The 24,110-nt window shown below is 60.9% G+C and carries 21 protein-coding genes; 9 read left to right on the top strand and 12 right to left on the bottom strand.

Annotation, left to right across the window (positions count from 1 at the left end; all coding sequences use genetic code 11):
- Positions 1–82 precede the first annotated feature (82 nt).
- The 3 genes from VR71_RS18920 to VR71_RS18910 all read left to right on the top strand — a co-directional run bounded on the left by VR71_RS18920 (position 83) and on the right by VR71_RS18910 (position 2,133).
- Positions 83–685, top strand: coding sequence for a TetR/AcrR family transcriptional regulator (locus tag VR71_RS18920; protein ID WP_045686165.1), 603 nt, complete (start codon positions 83–85; stop codon positions 683–685).
- Positions 682–1,173, top strand: a complete 492-nt coding sequence (locus VR71_RS18915) for a PaaI family thioesterase (RefSeq protein WP_296430607.1) — start codon at positions 682–684, stop codon at positions 1,171–1,173. The genes VR71_RS18920 and VR71_RS18915 overlap by 4 nt, the downstream gene beginning before the upstream one ends.
- A gap of 144 nt (positions 1,174–1,317) precedes the next feature.
- Positions 1,318–2,133 (top strand): oxidoreductase, encoded by an 816-nt coding sequence (locus tag VR71_RS18910; protein WP_009817391.1) that lies wholly within the window; start codon positions 1,318–1,320, stop codon positions 2,131–2,133.
- 411 nt (positions 2,134–2,544) lie between these two features.
- Here the strand turns inward: VR71_RS18910 and VR71_RS18905 are convergent, their stop codons facing one another.
- Positions 2,545–3,540: an AraC family transcriptional regulator gene (locus VR71_RS18905; protein WP_296430605.1), complete on the bottom strand. Its 996-nt coding sequence runs from the start codon at positions 3,538–3,540 to the stop codon at positions 2,545–2,547.
- 210 nt (positions 3,541–3,750) lie between these two features.
- Here VR71_RS18905 and VR71_RS18900 point away from each other — a divergent pair, with 210 nt between their 5' ends.
- The 6 genes from VR71_RS18900 (at position 3,751) to VR71_RS18870 (ending at position 12,239) form a co-directional block, all read left to right on the top strand.
- The gene (locus VR71_RS18900; RefSeq protein WP_296430603.1) at positions 3,751–4,215 is read left to right on the top strand and encodes a (2Fe-2S)-binding protein; all 465 of its coding nucleotides are present in this window, start codon (positions 3,751–3,753) and stop codon (positions 4,213–4,215) included.
- Position 4,216: 1 nt separating this feature from the next.
- A complete protein-coding gene (locus tag VR71_RS18895; RefSeq protein ID WP_045686162.1) occupies positions 4,217–6,397 on the top strand; it encodes a molybdopterin cofactor-binding domain-containing protein in 2,181 nt (726 codons plus the stop codon).
- Between the two features lie 502 nt (positions 6,398–6,899).
- The gene (locus tag VR71_RS18890; protein ID WP_045686161.1) at positions 6,900–7,961 is read left to right on the top strand and encodes a hypothetical protein; all 1,062 of its coding nucleotides are present in this window, start codon (positions 6,900–6,902) and stop codon (positions 7,959–7,961) included.
- A gap of 430 nt (positions 7,962–8,391) precedes the next feature.
- Positions 8,392–9,742, top strand: a protein-coding gene (locus tag VR71_RS18880; protein ID WP_296430601.1) for an IS3 family transposase whose coding sequence is annotated in 2 segments (ribosomal slippage) — positions 8,392–8,729 and positions 8,728–9,742 — 1,353 coding nt in all. Because the reading frame shifts where the segments join, the coding sequence is not laid out codon by codon here.
- 60 nt (positions 9,743–9,802) lie between these two features.
- Positions 9,803–10,459 carry an HNH endonuclease family protein gene (locus VR71_RS18875; protein WP_045686158.1) on the top strand — a complete coding sequence of 219 codons (657 nt, stop codon included), beginning with the start codon at positions 9,803–9,805 and terminating at the stop codon, positions 10,457–10,459.
- A gap of 523 nt (positions 10,460–10,982) precedes the next feature.
- Positions 10,983–12,239, top strand: coding sequence for a site-specific DNA-methyltransferase (locus VR71_RS18870; RefSeq protein ID WP_045686157.1), 1,257 nt, complete (start codon positions 10,983–10,985; stop codon positions 12,237–12,239).
- A gap of 54 nt (positions 12,240–12,293) precedes the next feature.
- Here VR71_RS18870 and VR71_RS25590 read toward each other — a convergent pair whose 3' ends face one another.
- The 11 genes from VR71_RS25590 to VR71_RS18815 all read right to left on the bottom strand — a co-directional run bounded on the left by VR71_RS25590 (position 12,294) and on the right by VR71_RS18815 (position 24,047).
- Positions 12,294–12,422: a hypothetical protein gene (locus VR71_RS25590; protein WP_367118663.1), complete on the bottom strand. Its 129-nt coding sequence runs from the start codon at positions 12,420–12,422 to the stop codon at positions 12,294–12,296.
- A 432-nt stretch (positions 12,423–12,854) separates the two neighbouring features.
- Positions 12,855–13,553 carry an ABC transporter ATP-binding protein gene (locus VR71_RS18860; RefSeq protein WP_045686203.1) on the bottom strand — a complete coding sequence of 233 codons (699 nt, stop codon included), beginning with the start codon at positions 13,551–13,553 and terminating at the stop codon, positions 12,855–12,857.
- 4 nt (positions 13,554–13,557) lie between these two features.
- Entirely contained in the window at positions 13,558–14,298 is a 741-nt protein-coding gene (locus tag VR71_RS18855) for an ABC transporter ATP-binding protein (protein ID WP_045686156.1), read from the bottom strand.
- On the bottom strand, positions 14,295–15,323 hold the full coding sequence (locus VR71_RS18850; protein ID WP_045686155.1) for a branched-chain amino acid ABC transporter permease: 1,029 nt from the start codon (positions 15,321–15,323) through the stop codon (positions 14,295–14,297). Before VR71_RS18850 ends, VR71_RS18855 begins: the two co-directional genes overlap by 4 nt.
- Positions 15,316–16,200: a branched-chain amino acid ABC transporter permease gene (locus VR71_RS18845; RefSeq protein WP_045686154.1), complete on the bottom strand. Its 885-nt coding sequence runs from the start codon at positions 16,198–16,200 to the stop codon at positions 15,316–15,318. Before VR71_RS18845 ends, VR71_RS18850 begins: the two co-directional genes overlap by 8 nt.
- A 20-nt stretch (positions 16,201–16,220) precedes the next feature.
- Positions 16,221–17,393: an ABC transporter substrate-binding protein gene (locus VR71_RS18840; RefSeq protein WP_296430600.1), complete on the bottom strand. Its 1,173-nt coding sequence runs from the start codon at positions 17,391–17,393 to the stop codon at positions 16,221–16,223.
- A gap of 23 nt (positions 17,394–17,416) precedes the next feature.
- The gene (locus tag VR71_RS18835) at positions 17,417–18,220 is read right to left on the bottom strand and encodes an enoyl-CoA hydratase/isomerase family protein (protein WP_045686153.1); all 804 of its coding nucleotides are present in this window, start codon (positions 18,218–18,220) and stop codon (positions 17,417–17,419) included.
- A gap of 26 nt (positions 18,221–18,246) precedes the next feature.
- Entirely contained in the window at positions 18,247–19,782 is a 1,536-nt protein-coding gene (locus tag VR71_RS18830) for an AMP-binding protein (protein WP_045686152.1), read from the bottom strand.
- Positions 19,775–20,284: a (2Fe-2S)-binding protein gene (locus tag VR71_RS18825; RefSeq protein ID WP_045686151.1), complete on the bottom strand. Its 510-nt coding sequence runs from the start codon at positions 20,282–20,284 to the stop codon at positions 19,775–19,777. The genes VR71_RS18830 and VR71_RS18825 overlap by 8 nt, the downstream gene beginning before the upstream one ends.
- The gene (locus VR71_RS18820; protein ID WP_045686150.1) at positions 20,272–21,099 is read right to left on the bottom strand and encodes an FAD binding domain-containing protein; all 828 of its coding nucleotides are present in this window, start codon (positions 21,097–21,099) and stop codon (positions 20,272–20,274) included. The genes VR71_RS18825 and VR71_RS18820 overlap by 13 nt, the downstream gene beginning before the upstream one ends.
- Entirely contained in the window at positions 21,096–24,047 is a 2,952-nt protein-coding gene (locus VR71_RS18815) for a molybdopterin cofactor-binding domain-containing protein (protein WP_045686149.1), read from the bottom strand. The genes VR71_RS18820 and VR71_RS18815 overlap by 4 nt, the downstream gene beginning before the upstream one ends.
- Between the last annotated feature and the right edge of the window lie 63 nt (positions 24,048–24,110).

Here is a 24,110-nt window from a genome sequence, read left to right as displayed (position 1 = left end):
CATCGCCTTGCTTCAAAATAGATTGCACTCACACTCTATATAGTATATAGATTACGAACGCAATCTTTAATGGAGAGTAGCCATGCGAGTGAGCCGCAAACAGGCTGAAGAAAACCGCGAGAACGTGATCAACGTGGCGAGCCGCCTTTTCCGGGAGAATGGCTTTGACGGCATCGGCCTTAAGGACCTGATGAAGGGCGCCGGCCTGACCCAGGGTGCCTTCTACAAGCAGTTCGCGTCAAAGGAAGACCTGGCGGTGCAGGCATCCAGCCGCGCATTCGAGAGCGCCACGCGGCACTGGTCTTCCGCAGTCGAGGCGAATCCCGAGGACCCGCTTGGCGCCGTCCTCGCATTCTATCTCAGCATGGGCCATCGCGAGGAAAAGATGGACGGTTGCCCGATCGTGGCGCTCGGCTCGGATGCGGCTAGACAGGGCAGCGATGTGAAAGCGTCGTTCGAAACCGGAATCAAAAGACATCTCGACATCCTCGACAACCTGGCGGGCAAGCCGTGCGGCGAGAAGCCAAGTGCGACGTCTATGGCCGTCCTGTCGACCATGGTCGGAGCACTGGTTCTCTCACGGGCCGTCAATGACAAGGCACTGTCGGCAGGATTTCTCCAAGCGGCTGCCGCCAACGCTCTGAAAGTGGCCGGCAGGGATACTGAAACAGGAGCAAACCAGTGATATCGCAGGGATCGGTTGAAGCCGACACCGAATCGACCTCGCCATCTGAACCGATGGAATACACCGGGTTTGAGTTGGTTTCAGCTTGGGCGAACGGCAGTATCCGCCCTCCTGCGATGGCGGATGTGATGCCCTTCACATTGCTGCCGCCTCAGGAAGGCGAGGTCACTCTTCGGGCTAGACCCGAAGCACGTTTCAGCAACCCGATGAAGACAATGCACGGCGGCTGGATCATGACGATGCTCGACACTGCCATGGCCCTTGCGGCACAAACCACTCTCGCACCGGGCGAAGCCTGTCCATCACATGAAACGACCACGAAATTCATCCGACCAATTCTTGCAGAGTCGGGCGAAATGAAAGTCATTGGCCGAGTTCTGTCGCGTGGCCAGATGGTGATCACTCTAGAAGGTCGAGTTGAGGACGCCGGAGGCAGGCTCCATGCACATGGGACGTCGACATGCCTGATCGTGCGCAGCAGGCCATGATGTCCAAATCGTCGTCCAACGCACCCACGCTACACCCCGAAGAGATGCCCCGGCGGTGTTAGCCAAGCAAATCCCAACCCAAAGAGTGTGGGGCGAACGGCACTATTCCGGACGAGACCCACGAGAACCGAAAGAGGTAAGCCCATGAATGAGACCACCAAGAAAGTCGCGCTGGTGACAGGCGCATCCTCAGGTATTGGAAAAGCGACCGCCAAGGCCCTTCAAACTGCGGGATACCGCGTATTCGGAACCAGTCGCCGGGTCATCGCCGATATATCTGATGGCATCACCATGCTGAGTTGCGACGTCACCGATGACGCATCAGTGACGAGTGTTGTCGCAAAGATCCTGGAACAGGCCGGGCGCGTTGATTTGGTGGTCAACAACGCCGGGGTGGGACTATTGGGCGGCGCGGAGGAGTCCTCGATCACTCAAGCTCAGGCACTGTTCGATGTGAACGTCTTCGGTGTTTTGCGCGTGACAAACGCAGTCTTGCCGACGATGCGTCTCCAGAAGGGGGGGCGGATCGTCAACGTAAGCTCGGTACAGGGGTTCATCCCCGCGCCCTACTTCGCTCTCTATGCATCCACCAAGCATGCGGTCGAAGGTTATTCCGAGTCACTTGATCATGAAATGCGGACATTTGGCATTCGCGTGACGCTGGTCGAACCCGCTTATACTCGCACATCGTTCGAAGAGAGCCTCACCAGCCCAGACAATCAGATTGATATTTACGATGCAGGCCGTGCAAGCATGAATGTGACTGTGCGCAAGGCGATGGAGAAAGGCGATAATCCGGAAATCGTCGCCAAGACTGTACTAAAGGCCGCGACCGACGCCAATCCGAAGAAGCGATACGCAGCAGGAAGAATGGCGCGGCGAGTCAGTTTCCTGCGGCGCTTCGTCCCCACCTCCGCATTCGACAAAAGTCTGCGCAAGCAGATCGGGCTACCTGTATGAACCCTGGAAACGTCGAGGACAGCAGGACATCGCACCCCGTTAAAAGTGGGGCGATTACCCTGGGACTGCCATGATGGCCATGGTGGGTATCAATATTGGTGCCGGTCCAATGGTGCGTGCGTGCCGTATTGCCTGGTTTGATACAGGCCGTTCCAATCTATCCCAGATCGTCGCTTTGGCCGCCATCGTTTATGGCGTCCTTCCTGCGGCGACCGTATTCGGACAGGCTTGGACTCCACGTTCATTTGATCCTGTGTAGTACAACGGGTACTCTTCATCTAGAGCACCCGCCATGGCCCAAGCGGTTGGAAAACCTCTCTGAGCCGTTTGACCGTATCCGTCAAATCTGACAGTTGCGAACGGCTGTCGAAGGAGCACCAAAACCGCGCAGACCGCAGGATTTCCTGCCTATCAGTTGATTGGCGCGTTCCTTGCTTCTGCGGGCGTCATGCCCGTCCACACCTGGAAGGCGCGATAGAACGAGTTCGGATCTCGGTAAGCGAGGAGATGGCTGGTTTCCTCCGCACTCAGTTTCTGATCCCGCAGATAGGTCAGGGCCAGCGATGCCCGCGTTTCGTTCAGCACGGCCTGGAACGACGTGCTTTCGTCCCGCAGCTTGCGTTGTAGACTGCGTTTGCTCACTCCGAGCCGCGCGCTGACCTGGCCTGCCGAAACTGTCCCGGCGGGAAGCATTTCGGTCAGAACTCGCCTGACGCGGTTGCTGATCTGGTTGCCGCCCGTCAAATTCTCAAGCTTGACCAGAAGGTCCTGCTCAACGATTCTGTAGAAATCGGTATCGGCCGAAATCAGTGGTCTGCGAGCATCCTCCATCGTGAAGATAATACCCGGCAGGCGACCTTTCTCGATTGGCGCGCCGATATAGTCCCGATAGGCTGGCGTTACATGTGTCGGATCGGGAAGGTGAATAACCTGAGGTACGACGTAATGCGCAGTGAAGGTTCGGGCGAGATCGAGGAAAAATACCACCTCGGTCATGGCCATGACGGTCGGCATGGTATGGTCGTCTTCCGTAGCAAAGGCGGCGGAGAAGCATGTGTCCGTTTCGCTCAGCTCCAGGCGTATCGGCGCGCAGAGCGGCTTGAACACGGCAAGCCGTTTCAGTCCGGTATAGATGTCGGGGCTTGCCGAGAACGCCAGAAGTGCCGGCTGAAACGGCCCATGTGATACGCCGCATCCCAGTGTCAGCGGCAGCTCAGAATCCTCGCTTTCGGTAGCAAACGCAGTCCAGAGCGCGAAGTAGGTTGATGCGTCTACGCCGGTGTCTGTCGAATCCAAAAAACCTGCGTCCAGCCCGCAGCGGGCCAGCACCCGAGCAGGCGACAGACCGAGGATATTGCAGGTCTGACGGACATGCGCAGCAATGTTGTACTGTCGGGAGTTGGACATCGGCGTTCCCTTCTCTGGACCGTATCGAGACATCTTCTTACCAGCCTTGCACCTCGGCTCGAAGGCGCAACGATCAGCTTTTGTCATCTTATGTTATAGATTTGGCGTCATATGCAAGTGACGATCCGCGCCAAAATTGCGACTATGTACCAGAGCCTTGCGATACGGCAGGGCGCAGTATTCTCAGCCATACTGAACACGGAGATGAACGTGACGCGCGAACTTAAACTCAATGGCCAGACCGTCATGGTCGATGCCGAAGACGGAACCCCGCTTTTGTGGGTGATCCGCGATGTCCTCAAATTGACAGGAACGAAATTCGGCTGCGGGGTCGCTGCTTGCGGGGCCTGCACCGTACATATCGACGGGCAGCCGACGCGATCGTGCCAGACCTATGTCGAGGATGTCGAAGGGGCTGAGATCACCACGATCGAAGCCATCGGCGGCGACCGCATCGGTGCCGCCATCCAGCGAGCCTGGACCGAACTTGACGTGGTACAGTGCGGTTATTGCCAGTCCGGCCAGATCATGTCGGCGGCCGGTCTCTTGTCGGAGAATGCCAGGCCGACGGCAGAGGAAGTTGATCAATACATGCAGGGCAATGTCTGTCGCTGCGCCACATATCCGCGCATTCGCGCCGGCGTTCTGCGTGCGGCCGAGATATTGGAGGGCTGAGATGACCATGACCACATCCCGACGCGGCTTCCTCAAAGGGGCCGCAGCCGCCACCGCCGTTCTGCTTGTCGGAGCCCGGCCCGATGGCACCCTGGCCGCCGGATCGGACGCGATGCAGTTCAATCCGTTCGTCCGCATCGCTCAGGATGGCCGCGTGACCGCCATCGTCAAGCATTTCGAAATGGGACAGGGAACATCGACCGGTTTGACCACGCTGGTCGCCGAAGAACTGGGCATGACAATGGAGCAGATCGACTACGAATTTGCCCCGTCCAACCCGACGCTTTATAATAACCTTCTTTTCGGGGCGTTCCAGGGCACTGGTGGGTCAACGGCCATGGCAAACAGTTTCGGGCAGTATCGTAACGCCGGTGCCGCCGCGCGTGAAATGTTGATCGCGGCTGCCGCTGATGCCTGGGATGTCGATGCGGCCAGCTTGGATATTATGGACGGCCAGATCACCGGAAGCGGTAAAGCCGCCCCGATTGGCGATTTTGTGGCGGCCGCCGCCAAGCTGGAAGCTCCCGCAGAACCGCGCCTGCGCAGGCCCGAAGAATGGCGCCTGATCGGTAAGGAAAAGGCCGTTACACGCAAGGACACGCCGGTTAAGATTGACGGCTCGGGCAAGTTCGCAATGGACATGCAGTTGGACAACCAGCTTGTGGTCGTCATCGCCAGAGCGCCCCAGATGGGTGCCAGACTGGCCTCTTTCGACGCGGGTGACGCCGAGGGGATGAAGGGTTTTGTCATGGCGAAGGCGATGCCGGACAAATCGGGCGTCGCAGTCTATGCCGAAACCACCTGGCAGGCGATGATGGCGCGAGATGCGCTCAGCATCGAATGGGATGCGTCCGAAGCCGAAACGCGGTCCTCTGACGTGATCCGCGAAGAGCTGATCGCCGCCGTGAACGCAGACAGCACCTATCAAGCCAAAGGGGAACAGGCCAAGACCGCCGCCCTGGTGGACGGTGCCGCGCACATCATCGACAAGACCTTCTACTTTCCACTTCTGGCCCATGCGCCGATGGAACCGCTAACCTGCACGATCGAACCTACCGATGACGGCGGTGTAATCTTGCATGACGGGGCGCAGTTCCCGACATTCGGCCACAATACGTTGAGCCAGGTACTGGAACTGCCGATGGATAAAATCCGGATCAACACGATTCTGGCTGGCGGCTCCTTCGGGCGGCGCGCCAACCCGACTGCGGACTACAACCTCGAGTGCGCGATGGCCTTCGGCCTGACTGACCGCAGCCGACCGGTGAAGCTGGTTTGGTCGCGCGAGGACGACATCAAGGGTGGCTACTACCGCCCAGCCTTCGCCCATCGCGTCCGGGTGGGGATCGACGATGGCGGCAAGATCGTCGGCTGGGATCACCGTATCGCCGGCCAGTCGATCATGAAAGACACCCCGATGGCGCAGATGATGATTCATGACGGTGTCGACCATTCTTCGGTCGAGGGCGTGGCAGACACGCCCTATTTCATCCCGGGTATGGCTGTGGGGTTGACCGACCATAAAAAGGCGACAAGCGTCCTTTGGTGGCGTTCGGTAGGGCATACGCACACCGCCTATGTGATGGAATCCATGATCGACATGGTGGCCGAAGAAACCGCTGCGGATCCGTTGGATCTGCGCCTGTCCATGCTGCCGGGCGACACGCCCGCACAAGTCCGCATGGCCGGTGTCCTGCGCAAGGTGGCCGAGATGGCCAGCCGACAGGGCACAGCACCTGATGGGCATGCGCGCGGCTTGGCCGTACACCACTCGTTCGGCTCTTTCGTGGCTGAAATTGCCGAGGTGTCCGGCGGCGGCGTTGCGCCTGTGAAGATCGAGAAGGTCTTCTGCGCGGTCGATTGCGGCGTCCCGGTGAACCCGGACGTGATCAGGGCACAAATGGAAGGTGGCATCGGGTACGGTATCGGCCACGTCATGCGCGACAAGATTACCCTGACTGACGGCCAGGTGGATCAGTTCAATTTCCCGGATTACGAACCACTGCGCATATCGGACATCGGCGCGATCGAGGTGGAGATTATTCCGTCCACCGAGGCACCCTCTGGCGTCGGCGAACCTGGGACACCCCCGTCGGGGCCCGCACTGGCCAATGCCATAGCGCGTGCAGGGGGGCCGAGGCTGATCGAGCTTCCGATGTCGGATCACATTGAGTTTGCCTGAGGATATGCGAGCGCGGCCCCAAGATTATCGGGGCCGCGTTTTTATCACTCCATCGCACGTATCTCCGTCACGAATTTCCGCTGTCCGCAATTCGTCAAGGGACCGCTCAAAACGGTTCTGTCGCAAAGATTCTTGGGTTGCTGTTGGCGCCGCGGACGCATCGCATTCGGAGATCAGCTCGCCGCGAAGGTTGGTACGGCGCTTGCAAGACGTTGGCATGGCGTTGACACAAAATGCGCAAGCAAAAACCCGACTGTTTAGGTCGGGCTATATCTATTTGACATCGTCATAAGATTTGGTTGCGGGAGGGCGCAGCCGTCGTAACCTACCTGTTTTGACCTGTGCGGTCTGACCAAAAAATCGCAATCGGGGCGGACAGCGGCCGCTCGCGGGTAGAGCGGCACCAAGGCGAAGTCGGCAGAACCCGCAAGTCGATGGTGTCACATTGTTGACAGAAACACCACATAAGTTCCCCGTTCATGTTGGAATGCAGTGTCCGAAAATGATCCATATCCTTGTATCTGGCCTTGTGCTATTCATCTCGATCTTTCTTTCATGGGCTCTTTTCCTCACACTGCGCCAGTCGAAGGCGGAGGCGTTGATTAAGCGCGAGCTGAAATCTCTTGAATTGGCGCCGCGTCAGATCTACGCCGACGGCGTGATTGTTACAACAAATAGAATTCCGGTATTCGCAGGCGGTCGCCTGAAGACGAGGGTCGGATCTGAAACGAGCCTGGAAGCGGACCCTCTGGTGGCGCTCTTCTTGTTTGTGAACGAGTTGGGGGCCGATGCTCTTGATGGACTGACACTGGATGTGTTCCTGCGCGACCACATGAAGTCCCTGACGATCAAAAAACTGGGTCGCTTGGAGTTTTTCGTGGCAGCTGCCGAATTCGGGGACGTCGAATTCCAAAAAGCACGCCGCATCATGATCCGCAAACAGCGGGAGGCGGCCGATGCAATCCGGTCGAACTGGCGAGGGCGGCTTTCACGGCGAGTCGAGACGGTTGCGCAAGCCGCCACAGAACGGGACAGCATGATAGATCAGAAGCAAAGATGGTCGCAAGAGCGCGTTAGCCCGGTGGCAGATGCCGCTTTGACGGATTGGCTGCGCGTGCAAGGCCCTGACATGTGGCATGAGGTCTGCATCACTGTCGCGTGGTCGGAAAGCGGCGCGGCCGGGCTTGTGCCGTTTGTGGAATGGCTTGTGGAACAACCCGACCTTGACCGCGCGTCAGCGCTTTTGCTGCTGGCCAAGGCGGTTCTCGATGCGATCGATAGCGAACCCTATGAACAACATAACTGCGCGCGGAACCAAGCCTGGATGAAGATAATTCACGATAGGATTCTAGCGCAAAGCGACAGCCCCATGCGTTTTTCAATACCCCAAGCGGAAAGAGCTGATGTGGAGGCATTTTTCAGTTGTGGGACTAAGCTCGGATGGCCAGTTCCCGAGACCGATCTCGACCCGGCCGGGGTAACAGCGCATCAAGCCGCATATACGCTTGTCAAAAATAGGCCGGTAGAGAGCTTTGCAGCATGGAAGGCGCGCGTTTTGACTTGAAGTGAAACAACTGTCCTGCTGCCGCATAGGTGAAGAGCGGAGTTAGTCAGAATAACGTCGGCTATTGACGCGCGATACTGTGGAAAACCTGGGCGCCAGTAGCCAGTTCAGTGGCGCTGCAATGCGACATGCTACCGGCGATGAACGGCCGCTCAGGGCCGGGCACGTCGAACCACAGGTCGCCTTCACAAGGGGCGGGAAGCGGAAGTTCGCTGCGAAGAACACGAACGGCCGCAGTGCGCAGGAAGTGAGCATTGATATTCTGGGCAAATAAATCAGGGCGCTTGGCGCGCGGCTGTACGGTGCGGAATATTAGAAAATCCCCGGCGGCTTGTTGGTCAGAACTGTCTGACGTCAGCACCTATGGGACAGATATGAGGATTTGAATAACGGAGGGTTTCTGGTTCATCGTAGCCTTTAAGGAGCGAAGATGAACAAGAAGCCCGGAACATCGAAAGACGCAGCTGACAAGCTGGTCAAAAACATCCGCCGCAAGACCCGCCAGACCTACTCGGCGGAGGAGAAGATCCGCATTGTTTTGGCCGGATTGCGCGGGGAGGAAAGCATCTCGGCGTTATGTCGTCGTGAGGGCATTTCTGACAGCCTGTATTACACTTGGTCGAAGGAATTCCTTGAGGCTGGAAAGCGTCGTCTTTCCGGCGACACGGCGCGTCAAGCGACATCGCCTGAGGTGAAGGAGTTGAGATCTGAGGCCATGGCCCTGAAGGAATGCGTGGCCGACCTCACCTTGGAAAACCGTCTGCTCAAAAAAGCATGACAGGGGCTGGGGAGTTCGAGGAATGAGGTATCCAGCAACCGAGAAGTTGGAGATCATTCGCACAGTTGAAGGGTCGCATCTGCCAACCAAGAAGACCCTTGATATGCTGGGCATCCCGCGCACCACATTTTACCGATGGTATGACCGATATGTCGAAGGTGGCTTTGATTCCCTGGCAGATCGTTCGCCACGTCAAAAGTCGGTCTGGAACCGCATCCCTGATGTCCGCCGTGACGATCTGATCGAGTTTGCGTTGGAGCATGAGGCACTGACCACACGCGAGCTGGCCGTTAAATATACCGATGAGAAGCGATATTTTGTCTCTGAATCATCGGTTTACCGCATCCTGAAAGCCGCTGATCTGATTGCTGCGCCGGACTACGTGGTGATCAAGGCCGCCGATGAGTTCACGGACAAGACCACCGCCATCAACCAGATGTGGCAGACTGACTTTACCTACTTCAAGATCATTGGCTGGGGCTGGTATTACCTGTCCACCATCCTCGACGACTACAGCCGCTACATCATCGCCTGGAAGCTCTGCACGAACATGCGGGCCGAGGATGTGACCAGCACGATCGAGCTGGCGCTTCAGGCATCGGGCTGCGACCAAGCCGTGGTCCGACACAAACCCCGTCTGCTCAGCGACAACGGCTCCTGCTATATCTCTGGCGATCTGGCCACGTGGCTGACCGATCAGAAAATGGACCACGTTCGCGGGGCGCCATCCCACCCACAAACCCAGGGCAAAATCGAACGCTGGCACCAGACCATGAAGAACCGTGTTCTGCTGGAGAATTACTACCTGCCCGGTGATCTCGAGCGACAGATCGGGGCCTTCGTCGACTACTACAACAACCAGCGCTACCACGAGAGCCTGAATAACGTCACACCCGCCGACGTCTACTTTGGACGGGACAAAGCCATTCTGAGAGAAAGGGAGAAGATCAAGAAACTGACGATCCGACAGCGCCGCTTGCAACATCAAAAACAAGCCGCATAATCAATCACGCAACCGAACCAGAGCCTCCAATGTTCAAGCCGCTCTGATGTCCCATTTTATATGACGACAGACAGTTTCTCCTTGTGGGCTGACGAGCTACGTGAAATTTCTGGCGAGAACGATCCGATACTGCAAAAGGTGAAATTGGATAGTTTTGTTGCGGAGCGTTTTGAGAAAAGCATGGCTGCGAAGTCACAGGAGCTAACTGATGCTCTCAAGCGCTTTACGCTTTATTCTATGCAGCAGTATCGAACCCGATATTTTCTGGCGCGACTGTCTCAACATGTTGAAATGGCCTTCAGCGGTGTGAATACACGTGGCAGCCTAGAGCCCTTTGCGAAATTGGAAATTGAGCACATTCTCCCTGACAGACCGAATGCTGCGCTTCGAGATAGCTGGACAAACGAAAACCCTCTCGCTGACTATGACGACTTCAAGAACCGCTTGGGCAATCTGACCTTACTCGAAAAGCCAATCAATATTGTCGCGGGCAATGATTTCTATGCTGACAAGATAGAAGAGTATCGCAAAAGCGGAAGCTATCTCACACGTAGTCTAGTTGGATTGACCGAGGTCGGACAGAACTCGTCAATTTCAAGGATCAATACCAAACTGGAAGCTTTCACAAGTTGGAACGCAGCATCTATTGAAAAGAGGCATTTGCTTTTGATTTCACTGGTTAAGGATGTTTGGAAGACGACCCCGATATCGCCCTGAGCCACCTTAGTGATGCGTCATCTATTGGGTGCAGCAATGATTGCACTAGGCGCCCCACCTCAAGCTACCCCCCCTCCCAATGGTTCCTCCCCGGCCCTAAACGTATACGGGGGGGCTGAGCGCGGCATTTCGCTAGCGACAGGCACTTTAACCGGGGAATCCAGGCGGAATCCACCTGCCGGGCAATCATGGAAAAAGAGACTCGTTATCAAAGGCTTGCGGAATCACGACCTTGGCGTGATGGATTCTTTTGCGGAATCCAAGGAATCCACTTTGCGGAAGCCACCTTGCCGCAAGCCAGCCAGCGAAAGCCACCCGCTGCGAAGTCATTGAATCCCAGTGTATTTTTCGTTTGACAAAACTGCCCCCCTTGACCTACCCCTTGATCATCGAAGATTTGCGCCCGGAGGGGCCCCCTCGCGGGCGCGTTTCATTTCCCGACATCGCGGACCCTGATCCTGCCGCTGGCCCTCACGGCCGAGCGTACGTCCGGCCGCCCTGCCCCAGATCAGAGACCCTTCCCATGGACCTTGTCTTCGCGCCAGGCGAGATCGAGACTTGGCCTCTCGACCGGCTTCGCCCCTATGCCCACAACGCCAAGATCCACGGCACGGACCAGGTGGCCAAGATCGCGGCCAGCATGGCTAAGTTCGGCTGGACCGTGCCCTGCATGGTCGCCGATGATGGCGAGCTGATCGCCGGGCATGGCCGGGTACTGGCGGCCGCCATGCTGGGACTGAAGGACGTTCCGGTGATCCGGCTCAGCCACTTGGACGAGGCCGAGCGCCGGGCCTACCGCATAGCTGACAACAAACTGACCGAACTTGGCGAGTGGGACGAGGCGATGCTGCGCGAAGAAATCGCGGGGCTGCTGGCCGAGGATTTCGATCTGTCGCTGCTCGGGATCGCCGACGAAGACCTGGACGCCCTGCTGCGCGATCCTGATGCGCTGGAGGGATCCGTCGAGGGCGAGGATGACATTCCGGACCCGCCGATTACGCCGGTGTCGGTGGCGGGCGACCTCTGGCAGCTTGGATCGCACCGGCTGATATGCGGCGACAGCACATCCGCCGATGTGGTTGGTCGGCTTCTGGGGGACGTGCGCCCGCTCCTGATGGTGACTGATCCACCCTATGGCGTGGAGTATGATCCAAGCTGGCGCAACCAGGCGGGTGCCGCCAGGACAAAGCGCAGCGGCAAGGTGCTGAATGATGATCGCGCCGACTGGCGCGAAGCTTGGGCACTGTTTCCGGGCGACGTCGCCTATGTCTGGCACGGTGCATTGCACGCAGCCACCGTGGCGGTAAGCCTGGTCGCGGCGGGTTTCACTGTCCGGTCGCAAATCATCTGGGCCAAGGAGCGTCTTGTGCTCAGCCGCGGCGACTATCACTGGCAACATGAACCGTGCTGGTATGCGGTCAAGAAAACCGGCAAGGGTCACTGGGCCGGGGACCGGAAGCAGACGACGCTGTGGCAGATCGCCAATCGGGACCAGGACGCCGCCACCGTGCATGGCACCCAAAAGCCAGTCGAATGCATGCGGCGCCCAATCCTGAACAATTCCAGCCCGGGTCAGGCCGTGTTTGAACCCTTCATGGGATCCGGCACCACGCTGATCGCGGCGGAAACCACCGGACGGGTATGCTTTGGGATCGAGTTGAACCCGGTTTACGTCGATGTGGCCATCGAGCGCTGGCAGCAGTTCACAGGTGCCAATGCCGTGCTGGTCGTGACTGGTGAGACCTTTGCCGAACTGAAGGCGGAAAGGCTGGCGGCATAAATGGTGGCAATGCGGGACAAACTGAGCCTTCGTCATCCATGCCCGAATGGCGGCTTACCCATCTCGTCCGGGCTCGTGGGAAAACAGCGGGTTCTTGTTGCCATGGGCGTCAAGAAGATAGCCCACGTAGAAATTGGGCCCATAGGCGTCGCGGAACGCGATCATCGCGTTGAGGTCGGCCAATGCCGGGCGTCCGTCGAAGGGCGTTTTGACCTAGAAGTCGGGCAAAACGGCAGGCTGGCCCGAACGCTCGGGAAGCGCGCAGCTCAGGCCCTCCGAATCTTCCTCCATCTCGAACCCAAGAGCAGGCTGGAACGCCGAGTGAATTGCTTCGCGCGCGGTATGTCATCGGTGCCGACGGAGACATAGCATGTGAGGGTCCAGTGTTAGAGGAAGGTTTGACCGTCGTGTCGGATTTCATCAGTTGTCCAGACACCGAAAAACTGCACGGCTTCGGCTTAGGGTGCAGGAACCCAAGCAAATCCGGCATTCAGGTCTAGCGCGGCATCCGTCGTCCTATTGCTCATTTCCAGACCCTAAAATCGCCCGGCGCGACCGATAGCTGTTGAACGCTTTGCGGCAGGTGATTGAAGCGTTCGGAGCCGATGGGGCAGATCAGACCGAAAGTCGCTGAAGGAGCTCTTCCTCTGCGGCCTTTTCCCCGGCGTTGCCCTCAAAGACGATGGCACCGCGTTCGATCAGAACGAAGCGGTCGCAGATCGACAGCGCCTCGTGGATGTTCTGTTCGACCAGCACGATCGCGCAGCCCGCGTCCTTCATCTCGCGCAGGATCGCGAATATCTCGGCGACGATCATCGGGGCCAGCCCCTCTGACGGCTCGTCGATCAGCACGGCGCGTGGTTCGGCCACCATGATGCGGGCCATGGCGAGCATCTGTTGCTCGCCGCCCGAGAGGGTCGTTGCCGGTTGGCGGAACCGCTCTGCCAGGCGCGGAAAACGTTCGAGAACCGGATCGAGCTTCGAGCGCGGTTTCGAGCCCTTGAGTCCCATGAGTCCCAGTTCGAGGTTTTCCTGCACCGTCAGACCCGGAAAGATGCGCCGGTCCTCGGGGATGATGGCAAGACCGGTGCGGTTGATCGCGTCGGGTTCACTGCCGCCGATCTTTTGGCCGTCCAGCCGGATCGTGCCGGAGCTGGGTTTCACCCAGCCCGCGATATTCTTGAGCAGCGTCGTCTTGCCGACGCCGTTGCGCCCGAACACGCCCAGAATTTCCCCGCGCCCGACCTGGAGCGAGATGCCTTGGATCACGTGGCTGAGGCCGTAGTGGCTGTGAAGGTTCTCGATGTTCAGCATTGGCTCATCCATGTCCGAAGTAGGCCGCCTGAACGGCGGGATTTGCGCGCACCTCGGTTGGGGTGCCATCGGCGATCTTCTGGCCCTGGTGCATCACGATGACGTGGTCAGACACCGCCATGACGATCCCGATGTCATGTTCGATCAGCAGGATCGACACGTGATCCGTCAGACCGCGGATCAGCGCCTCGGTCTCTTCAGTGTCGGCGTGGCTCATCCCCTGGGTCGGCTCGTCCAGCATCAGCACCTTGGGTTCGCACGCGAGGCACATCGCGATCTCCAGCCGGCGCTGTTCGCCATGGCTGAGATAACCGACCTGTTCGTGGACCTTGTCGTGCAATTCGAAACGCGCGATCAGCTCGTCGACCTTGTTTGCCGCGCGCCCGGTGCGGCGCAGCGGGCGCATCAGATGCGACGGTGGTTCCAGCACCTGCGCGGCAAGCCTGAGGTTCTCGCGCACCGTCATTTCGAAGAACAGGTTGGTGATCTGGAATGACCGCGCGAGGCCCGTGCGCTGCACCTCGGCCGGGGCGGCGCGGGTGACGTTGCGACCGTCGAGAAAGACCTTGCCGCTGCCCGGTTTCAGCGCACCGGAAATCAGGTTGAACAGCGTCGTCTTGCCCGCGCCGTTTGGCCCGATCACGGTCGTGATCTGATTTGGCAGGGCATCGAAGGAGATGGCATCGACCGCCTTGAGCCCGCCAAAGGATATGCCCAGGCTGTCGGTTTGCAGGATCGGAGTCATGGCGTTCTCCCTCGTGGATTTTCCCCGTTTGGTGCGCGGCGCAGTTCATTGTTGCGCAGGCGAGTTTCAAGCCAGGGTTTGACCAATCCGATCAGCCCCTTGGGCAGGAACAGGATCGCGCAGATAAAAATCAGGCCAATGACGATCAGGTGGTGTTCGGTGTAACTGCCGACGACGGATTTCAGGAAGGTCAAGATCATTGCACCGTAAAGCGCACCCGCCAGCGTCCCGACGCCGCCGAGAATGACCATGATCACTGCGTTGCCCGAGGTGGCAAAGAACATCAGCTCGGGCGATACGAACCCGCGCAGCATCGGGTAGAGCGCCCCGGAAATGCCTGCGACCAGCGCCGCCAGGACATATGACACCATGCGCGGCCACCAGGTGGAATAGCCCAAGAACGGGACACGCTTTTCGTTTGCCTTGTTGGCGATGACCAGCCGGCCGAAGGGCGTGGTCAGAAGATAGGCGATCGCGCCGTAGAGGATGGTGATGATCGCCAGCGTCAGCAGGAAAAACGCGACCGGATTGGCCGCCGAGATGGTTACGAACCCCAGCGGGATGTCGAGCACGGGCACGCCGATCAGGCCGTCGGACGCGCCCAGCTCGCGGGTGTTGTAGACCATCTTGGCGACGACCTGCGCCAGGCCGAAGGTGATGAGCGCAAAGTAGACCCCGCGCACCCGGTTGGCGATGAGCCCGCCAATGATACCCGCGACAAGCGACGCTGCGGTCGCAGTGCCAAGGGCGAGCCAGAAGGACGGCACATCGCGCAGTACCAGCGCCGACACATAGGCACCGACCCCGAAATAGAGCGCTTGGCCAAGGCTCAGCAATCCGCCAAAGCCCAGCAGGATATCAACCGACAAGGCAAGACCGCCCAGGATCAGCGCCTCGGTCGCAAGGCGCAGATAGAATACGTCGCCTGTTGCGGCAGCGAAAACGGTGCCGATCACGACGATTCCCAGTAGGGCGGCAAGGAAGATGTGGTTGGCCCGCATCGAAATATCCAGACGGTCATGCATGGCCGATCCTTCCGAACAGGCCCTGCGGGCGGAACATCAACACCAGTACCATGACACCGAACACGATAGGTTCGGACCAGACCGGCGAGATGACGAGGCTGGAAATCGCCTGAATCTGTGTCAGCACGATTCCCGCGACCACAGCGCCCCAGATCGACCCCATGCCGCCGACGATCACGACCGTGAAGGCGATCAGGATGAAATCGCGCCCCATTGTCGGGAACACCGAATAGATCGGCGCCAGCAGCACGCCCGCCAGACCCGCCAGCGCCACGCCAAAGGCGAACGCGCCGGAATAGACCCAGCCGACGCGCACGCCGAGGCTGGCCGCCATGTTGCGGTCGAAAGAGGCCGCGCGCACGATCGCACCAAGCCGTGTGCGATAGACGACAAAGGCCACGGCAAGGATGACGGCGGCGCCGATGGCGATCAGGAACAGCCGGTAGGTGGGAATGAAGATGCCCATCAGGTCGGTCGCACCGGGCAGCGGGTTCTCGGGCCGCTGCGTGTTCGGACCGAAGACGATCTTCAGCACATCCTCGGCAATGAGCCCCAGACCGAAGGTCAGCAGCAGGGTCGAGACATGCCGGTCCGCGCCGTCATAGACGCGCCGGATCAGGTAGCGTTCCGTGACGATCCCCAGCGGGATCATCATCAGCGGAACCATCGCCATCAGCACCCAGTAGTTGACGCCGAAGGCGGCCAGCGCCAGCGCGCCATAGGCACCCACGGCATAGAATTCGCCGTGGCTCATGTTGATGACATCCAGCAAACCGAAGATGATCGTCAGACCCAGCGCCACGAGGATCACGGAGACCCCGAGCGCCAGGCCGTTGAGCATCTGCGGAGCCAGAACGAAATGCAGATACTCTGCCATTTGCTCTCTCCGCGGTTTGCCTAGAAGCGTTCACATGTGTCCGGGCCGATGGCGGCATCGCCGTCGATGGTATGGGCGATGGTGAACGCGCCGTCCTTGATCTGCACCACGTACATCGGCTGGATCGCCTGATGGTCGCCCGCGCGGATCGTCTTGACGCCCTGGGGCGTGTCCCATTCAAGCCCTTCGAGCGCCGCGCGCACCTCGTCCGTGCCGGTGCCGCCCGCTGCTTCGACCGCCTTCTTGTAGGCAAAGAGCAGGCCATAGCTGTCGGCGCCGTAAAGGTCCGGGTCGGCCCCGTTGCGAGCGTTGAATGCCTCGACGAACGCCTTGTTTTCCGGGCTGTCGATCAGGGTCGAATAGCCGACCCCGGTAATGAACCCTTCGGCGGCGGCGCCAATGGCGTCGATGTTCTGGCTGGTCACGGTGCCGGACGCGCCGAGGATAGTCAGACCGTCACGTACACCGAAATCCTGCATCTGCGTGAACAGGCGCACGGTGTCGTTGCCCGCGACCGAAGTATAGAGGACTTCAGGCTGGGCGGCGCGGATACGACCGAAATACTGGCTGTAATCCTTGGAATCGAGCGGCGCGAAAACCTCGCCCGTCGATTCCGCGCCGACCTGTTCGGCGTTGCTCTTGAACGCGGCCACGGTCGAGCGGCCCATCTCGTAGTCTGGGCCGAGGTAGAACACCTTGGCGCCCGGCTTCTCGCTTTCGACCCAGGCGGCGAGGGCCGCCGATTGTTGGCCTGCCCGCGCGTTGACGCGGAACACGTTGGGCGAACATTTCTCGCCTGTGATGGCATCGGAGAACGACACCGTCGTTGCCAGCAGCTTGCCTGCGCGCTCGGCCACCTGGCCGACCGCGAGCGTGGCACCGGAATTGACGGTGCCGGTCAGGAAATCGACATCCTCGGCGGTCATCAGCTTTTCAGCCTTCTGCACGGCGACCGCCGGGTTCGCCTCACTGTCCTCGTAGATCAGTTCGATCTGGCGACCCATGATGCCACCCGACGCGTTGATCTCCTCCGCAGCGAGGTCGAGCCCCCAGCTGACCTGCTGGCCGATCCCGGCATAGGTGCCCGAAATCGGCGTCACCACGCCGACGCGGATCGGCCCGTCCTGGGCCGTGGCCGACCCCGCGACAAGTGCCGCAACTGCGGCAGTCTGCAAAAACCCCTTGATAGACACTGTTATTCCTCCCTTTGGTTTGTTCAGCGGCCGACGAATGTCGGTTTGCGCTTTTCGTGAAAGGCCTTGACGCCTTCGGCGAAATCTTCGGATTGGCGAAGGCGGCTGTAGCAGTGGCCTTCGAGTTCGATGCCGGTGGCCACGGTCGCGTTTTCGCTGTCGTTGAGCAGCTTCTTCGCGGTGCGTTGCGCCATCGGTGAAAAGCTGCGCAGCTCGTTCACCAGCCTGGCGGTCGCTTCCTCCAGCTTGTCATCCTCGACCAGCTCGACCGCGATCCCCCAGTCAAAGGCCTGCTGGCCGGAGATCCGGCGCGAGCGCATGACCACGTCCTTGGTGCGTGCCAGCCCGATCAGCGCCTGCAACCGCGCCGAGCCGCCCGAGCCGGGGATCTGGCCCAGCTTCTGCTCGGGCAGCGCATAGAAGGTGGATTTGGCGGCGATGCGGAAATCGCAGGCCAGCGAGATTTCGAAACCGACGCCGAAAGTGTAGCCCTTGTTCGCCGCGATCACCGGCTTGGCGCAGCGCCAGGGGGCCGCGACATTGTCGGCCAGTTGGCTGACATGTTCAGGCGATGCATCGAGGAAGCCGTGAATATAGCCACCTGACGAAAAATGCTCACCCTCCGCCCGCAACACGATGACTCGCACCGCGTCATCGGCATCCAGCGCCTCGAACGCCGCGCGCAGTTGATCGCGCTGATCCATCGAGATCACGTTCATCGGGGCGCGTTCCAGAACGATGTCGCCGCGTTCGGCTTCGGCGTCCACCTCGATGCGGAATCCGTCGAGTTTGGACAGCAGCGGTCGGTCGGAATAGGGGTTTGTCATGGGTCGTCTTCTCCTAGCAGGCGGCCTTATCCGGCCGCGGTCTCTTCGGGTTCGGGGGTGTAATTTCCGGCCACCAGTTCCCGGCGCAGCAATTTGCCGACCGGCGATTTGGGAAGCTCGGACACGAAAATGATCCGGCGGGGCCGTTTGAAATTGGCCAATGCCGAGTCGCGGCAATGCGCGTCCAGTTCCTCGGTGCTCACGGCGTGGCGGCGTTTGACAAAGGCGGTGACGATCTTGCCCCAGCGTTCATCGGGCAGACCCACGGCGGCGCAATCCTCGACCGCCGGGTGCATCGACAGGCAGCTTTCCACCTCGACGGGCGACACGTTTTCGCCACCGGTGATGATCATGTCGTCGACGCGGCCCGTCACGTACAGATCGCCCTCGGCGTCGAAATGCCCGCAATCGCCGGTAAAGTACCAGCCGCCCTTAAGCGATTTTTCGTTCGCGTCCGGGCGTTGCCAGTAGCCTTCAAACGCTTCGTCTCCGGCAAGCGTCGCGATGATCTCGCCCTCTTCGCCCTGTGTCATCACGGCAGCGGGATCGCCCGCGCCCATCCTGACGACACGCAAATCCTGATTGAGTCCCGCCTTGCCCGCCGAGCCGGGTTTGGACACGGCGTCCTGTTCGATCGAGAAGGTGTAGATCTCGGACGAGCCGTAATGATTAACGAAAAGCTCCGGCTGAAACGCGGCCTGAACCCGTTTGAGCAACCCGTCCGTCATCGACGCCCCGGCAAACCCCAGACGTTTGACAGCGGAAAGGTCCGTTGACGCAAAGTCGGGGTGTTCGAGAAGGTCGTGATAGAGTGTCGGAACCAGATACAGGCTTCCGATCCGTTCATCGAAGATCAGCCCCAGCGCATCGGCACAGTTGAACCGGGGCAGGCAGACGAAGGTGCCGTTCAGCAATGTCATCGCCAGAAGCGAACGCACCCCCATGGTATGATAAAGCGGCATGACCCCAAGCGTTGCGTCGTTCATCGGCATCAGATTCTGCGCCACATGCGCCAATGCCCCCGCCCGTTCGGCACGGTGGCGGCGCGGCACGCCTTTGGGCCGGGCGGTGGTGCCGCTGGTATAAAGCATGATGGACCAATCGTCGGCGCTGGCCTTTGGGCTTGCGTCCGGTGCCGAACCGGCGACGACATCCTCGAACCTGACCGCGCCGTCGACATTGGTTTCGTATGTCAGGCACGGCAGATCTGTTGCTGCCGCACGCACGGCATCCACGCTCGATCCGTCGCAGGCAATGGCGCGGGCGTCGCTGTTCTCGGTAAAGAATGTGATTTCGTCGGCTGTCGCCCGCCAGTTCACCGGAACGATCGTGATACCGGCCATTTGGCAGGCCCAGTGGATGCTCGCGGCGGCATGGTTGTTCTGCATCGCCGTCACCAACCGGTCGCCATGGCGCAGGCCCATGTCCGCAAGGCCTTGGACAATCGCCGAAATCTGGCGCAGCCAATTGGCATAACTCAGACGTACATCGCCATCGACAATTGCCAGCGCATCCGGATCGCGGGCAGCACTTGCGATCAGGGAACGACCTAGGTCAAGCATTGTCTGTCACCTCCCTGAGGGTTTGTGCTGCGTCCAGTGCGGCAGCGACGATCGGTTGGTATCCGGTACAGCGGCACAGATGCCCCGACAGAACGTCGCGGATGCGTTCCGCGTCGGCCTGCGGTTCGGTTGCGAGCAACGTGTCGAGCGACATCAGGATGCCGGGGGTGCAAAAGCCGCATTGCAGCGCGTGATGTTTGCGAAAGGCGTCCTGCAGGACGGACAATCTGGCGGGGGCAGGGGCCAGAGCCTCGACCGTGTCGATCTCGGCGCCTTCGATCTGGACCGCGAATGTAAGGCAACTGCGTGCCATCGCGCCGTCGATCCGAACCGTGCAGGCGCCGCAGACACCATGTTCGCAGCCGACATGGGTGCCTGTCGCACCCTGGACGCCACGCAGGAAATCGCTGAGCAACATGCGCGGGTGGGCTGTGCCCTCGGCGGGCTTGCCATTCAGGGTAAAGCGGACGAGGTACCTTTCGGTGGCGGTCAATCGGCGCATGTGCGGGCCTCCTTGAGTGCCTGCGCGCCCAGATGGCGCACCAGATCACGGCGATAGCGGGCGGTTGCATGCAGGTCGCCCCGCGCATCGAGCGACCAGGCGAGCGCGTTGAGCGCCTCGGCTTCGTCCTGCGGCGAGAGGTTGTCCCAATCCCTGACAAACGGCGTGTCGTTGACGCCGCCGACGGCAAGGCGGACGCGCTTGGGCGAAACCAACGCGGCGCAGGCGACGATGGCGAAATCGCCCTTGCGGCGGCCGAGCTCGGCAAATCCCGTGCCGGTGCCTTGCTGGACATCGGCAAAAGTCACCGCCTCGATCATTTCGTCATCGGCCTTGTCGGTCAGCATCATACCGAGGAAAAAGTCGGCCGCCTTCACGCTGCGCCGCTTGCGCCCGCGCCGCAGGATCACCGTGCCGTCCAGCGCGGCCAGGGCCAGCGGAATCTCGGCGGAAGGATCGGCATGGGCGACCGAGCCGCAGATCGTGCCGCGCGCACGGGTCTGGGGGTGGCCGACCCAAGGCAGCATTTTCGCAAGCAGCGGGTTGCGCCAGGTCAGGTCGGGATCGTCCAACAGGCTCGCTTGCCGGACAGCGGCAGAGATTTTCAGCGTGCCATTTTCCGCCGCGACTTTCCGCGCGTCCGGGGCCGGCATGACATCGACCAGGACCGCCGGCGTGGCAAGCCGCATGTTCAGCATCGCCACCAGCGACTGACCCCCGGCAAGGATGCGGGCGTCGTCACCGGTTTGCGCGATGACTTCGCAGGCTTCGTCGAGCGTTTCGCAGCGGACATAATCGAAAGCGGCGGGTTTCATCGCCTCCCCCCGATCCAGCCGCGCATGCGGGCGATGATGCCGTCGGGCTGTGGTGCGTCTCCGGCCCTTCGTCCGAGGGCGGCAAAAAACTGGCCAATGACGATTTTCGCAGCACCGTCCAGCAGCCGCCCACCCACGGATGCGACCTTGCCACCGACAGCGACGTCATAGCTGTAGCCGATCACCGTGCCGCCCGATCCGTCCGGTGTCAGCGTGACCCGGCCCGACCCCTCGCCGGTGCCAAGCGCGCCGCCGGCCTTGCCGGTCAAGGTGGCGCTGTTGGGCGCGTCCAGATCCGATAGCCCGACCTGCACCCGGTAGCGCCCCTTGACCGGCCCGACGCCCAACGTGACATCGGCCAGAAAGCGGGTTGGCGACAGGCGCTTGACGCCATGTGCGCCGGGGATGATCGCGGCGAGTTGGTCTGCGTCCATCAGCAGATCCCATATCTGCTGCGGTGCGGCACCGACGCGCGCCTCGCCCTCACCGGACAGCCCCTTGCCGGCGCTGGGCCGTGGCAGCGCAATGCCTTCGGGTGCTGCGGGTTCGTCCGGCAGATACGACGCGATACGCGCAGGCGAAAGCGGCAGGGTGACATCGACATTGCCGCAAGCCGGTGCCAGCGCATCGGCGACGGCATTGGCGATGCAGACCGGCGTGGACATGCAATTGCCCTCGCCCACGCCCTTGGCCCCCAGCGGCGTCAGCGGCGAGGGCGTGCAGGTATGCAATATCGCCAGGTCAGGGATTTCATGCACCGTGGGCACCGGGTAATCGGCTAGGGTGCCCGCCAGGAACGCGCCGTCGTCGTCATAGGCGTATTCCTCGTAAAGCGCCGCTCCGACCGCCTGGGCGAACGCACCGCGGATCTGCCCCTCGACCATACCTTCGTGCAGGATGGTGCCGCAGTCGTGCATCGTGACGTAGTGGTCGACGCGGGCTTCATGGGTCACGGGGTCGATCTCCACCCCGCAGAAATCGAAGATGAACGCGTGGCACAGCGACGAGTTGATCCCGTCCTCTTCGGTCGGGGCGGTCAGTTCCGGCGCCGTCCAGATCGCGGTCTCGCGCATCGGCGCGGCGATGCCTTCGGGCAGGGTGCCGGGCGCCCAGTGCCCGGTCGAGGCGACGCGGGCAAAGGCGAGCGCGGCCTCCGGGTTGGACGCGATGAAAACCTTGCCGTTCCCGAATTCGATATCTTCGGGCCGCGCGTTGAGCTGGCTTGCGGCAATTGCGGCGATCCGGTCGCGCAGGCGGTCGGCGGCGATGCGCACCGCCCCGGCGGAGGCGGCGGCAAACCGGCTGGAATAGTTCCCGGCGGCGATGGACCAGGCGTCCTTGCCGGTGTCCATCGCCGCCACGACCGTGATCGCGCCCGGCTCCAGCCCGAACCGTTCGGCGACGATGCTGGCGGCGATGGTCTTGTGGCCCTGGCCCTGGGGCACGGAATCGATCTGCACCGTGATGCTGCCGACCGGGTCGATGGCGATGGTCGCGCAGGATTGCGCGCCGTTCTTCGGCCCCGCCTTGGCCCGTTCCGCAGGCGTCAGGGCGGTCGAAAGGTATCCCATGTTCGACACCGACGGCTCCACCGCCACGGCAAGGCCGATGCCGTAAAGCCGTCCCTCGGCGCGGGCCGCGTCGCGCCTTTGGCACAGCGCGTCATAGCGGCCGTCCTTCAACGCCGCGTCGAAGGCTTTTTGATAATCGCCCGAATCGTAGGTAGCACCGCTGGCGGTGCGGTAGGGAAAGGCACCCCTGGGGATCAGGTTGTCGCGGGCAACATTCACCGGATCGAGACCCTGCTCGACGGCGATACGCTGCATCAGCCGTTCCAGCGCGAAATAGATCTGCGGGCCGCCGAACCCGCGGTTCAGCCCTGTCGGCGTCTTGTTCGTCATGACGATGCGGTTGCGCACGCGCAGGTTGGCGATGTCATAGGCACCGCAGAGGTTGCCGTGCATGCGGTAGAGCGTCGCCGGCTCCGGCGCCCGCAGATAGGCGCCGACATCCTCGACCTGATCGTAGTCGAGAGCGGTCACGCGCCCCTTTGCCGTAACCGCCGCGCGCAGTGTGATGGCGCGATTTGTGGCAGACACCGAGGCGGTGAGATGCTCGAGCCGGTCCTCGACCCACTTGACGGGACGGTCGGCCAGCCGCGCACAGGCGGACAGAAGCGCGATATAGGGAAACACGCCCTGCTTGATACCGAAGCTGCCGCCGGAATCCTCGGGCGTGCGCAGTCGCAGACGGTTGCCATGCACGTTCAGCGCCCGCGCGATCACCGGATGGATCGAGAACGGCCCCTGAAAATTCGAGGTGATATCATAGGACCGCGTGTGCGGATCCCAGCGGGTCAGCACGCCGTAAGTTTCGATGGGCGTGCAGGAATTGCGTGGATAGCGCACCGAAATCTCGACAACATGGTCGGCCTCGGCAAAGGCGCCGTCGGGATCGCCATAGGAAAAATGGCGGTCGGCGCCAAGGTTGCCGCCCATCTCGTCATGCAGGACCGGCGCGTCGTCCGCGAGGGCCTTCAGCGGGTCAATGACAGGGGCGAGCGTGTCATAGCTGACGTCGATGAGGTCGAGCGCGTCCTCGGCGAGGTAGCGATCCTCGGCCAGAACCACCGCGACCGGCTCGCCCACATAACGCACCTTGTCCTGCGCGATCGGCCAGCATTCGATGGGCAGCTTGACCCCGACCATCAGCGGCGATGCGACGCTTGCGTAATCCTCGCCCGTCAGGACCGCGTGAACGCCTGCCAACCTGCGGGCGGCATCGGTCGAAATGTCGGTGATCCTTGCGTGCGCATGGGGGCTGCGCAGGATCGCGGCATGCAAGGTTCCGTGCGGCGTCGGCAGATCGTCAAAGAACTGGCCGCGCCCGGTCAGAAGCGGGGCGTCTTCCACCCGCAACATCGTCTGATGCAGCCCGTCCTCTGGCATGCGTCCTCTCCTCCCAAACCGTCAAGCGGCGTGGCAGGACACTAGAGGGCGGTATTGATGAAA

The sequence above is a fragment of the Roseovarius sp. BRH_c41 genome, from assembly GCF_000961715.1.
Lineage (GTDB): Bacteria > Pseudomonadota > Alphaproteobacteria > Rhodobacterales > Rhodobacteraceae > Roseovarius.
Note: the sequence above shows the minus strand (reverse complement) of the source record. Positions and strands in the feature narration are given on the sequence as shown.

What these genes read in the sequence shown, in the direction of transcription:
- VR71_RS18815 (WP_045686149.1), bottom strand. Translation starts at nt 24,047, where the DNA reads ATGCCAGAGGACGGGCTGCATCAGACGATGTTGCGGGTGGAAGACGCC.
- VR71_RS18820 (WP_045686150.1), bottom strand. Translation starts at nt 21,099, where the DNA reads ATGAAACCCGCCGCTTTCGATTATGTCCGCTGCGAAACGCTCGACGAA.
- VR71_RS18890 (WP_045686161.1), top strand. Translation starts at nt 6,900, where the DNA reads ATGATCCATATCCTTGTATCTGGCCTTGTGCTATTCATCTCGATCTTT.
- VR71_RS18845 (WP_045686154.1), bottom strand. Translation starts at nt 16,200, where the DNA reads ATGGCAGAGTATCTGCATTTCGTTCTGGCTCCGCAGATGCTCAACGGC.
- VR71_RS18860 (WP_045686203.1), bottom strand. Translation starts at nt 13,553, where the DNA reads ATGCTGAACATCGAGAACCTTCACAGCCACTACGGCCTCAGCCACGTG.
- VR71_RS18895 (WP_045686162.1), top strand. Translation starts at nt 4,217, where the DNA reads ATGACCATGACCACATCCCGACGCGGCTTCCTCAAAGGGGCCGCAGCC.
- VR71_RS18850 (WP_045686155.1), bottom strand. Translation starts at nt 15,323, where the DNA reads ATGCATGACCGTCTGGATATTTCGATGCGGGCCAACCACATCTTCCTT.
- VR71_RS18825 (WP_045686151.1), bottom strand. Translation starts at nt 20,284, where the DNA reads ATGCGCCGATTGACCGCCACCGAAAGGTACCTCGTCCGCTTTACCCTG.
- VR71_RS18830 (WP_045686152.1), bottom strand. Translation starts at nt 19,782, where the DNA reads ATGCTTGACCTAGGTCGTTCCCTGATCGCAAGTGCTGCCCGCGATCCG.
- VR71_RS18905 (WP_296430605.1), bottom strand. Translation starts at nt 3,540, where the DNA reads ATGTCCAACTCCCGACAGTACAACATTGCTGCGCATGTCCGTCAGACC.
- VR71_RS18920 (WP_045686165.1), top strand. Translation starts at nt 83, where the DNA reads ATGCGAGTGAGCCGCAAACAGGCTGAAGAAAACCGCGAGAACGTGATC.
- VR71_RS18870 (WP_045686157.1), top strand. Translation starts at nt 10,983, where the DNA reads ATGGACCTTGTCTTCGCGCCAGGCGAGATCGAGACTTGGCCTCTCGAC.
- VR71_RS18875 (WP_045686158.1), top strand. Translation starts at nt 9,803, where the DNA reads ATGACGACAGACAGTTTCTCCTTGTGGGCTGACGAGCTACGTGAAATT.
- VR71_RS18835 (WP_045686153.1), bottom strand. Translation starts at nt 18,220, where the DNA reads ATGACAAACCCCTATTCCGACCGACCGCTGCTGTCCAAACTCGACGGA.
- VR71_RS18855 (WP_045686156.1), bottom strand. Translation starts at nt 14,298, where the DNA reads ATGACTCCGATCCTGCAAACCGACAGCCTGGGCATATCCTTTGGCGGG.
- VR71_RS18910 (WP_009817391.1), top strand. Translation starts at nt 1,318, where the DNA reads ATGAATGAGACCACCAAGAAAGTCGCGCTGGTGACAGGCGCATCCTCA.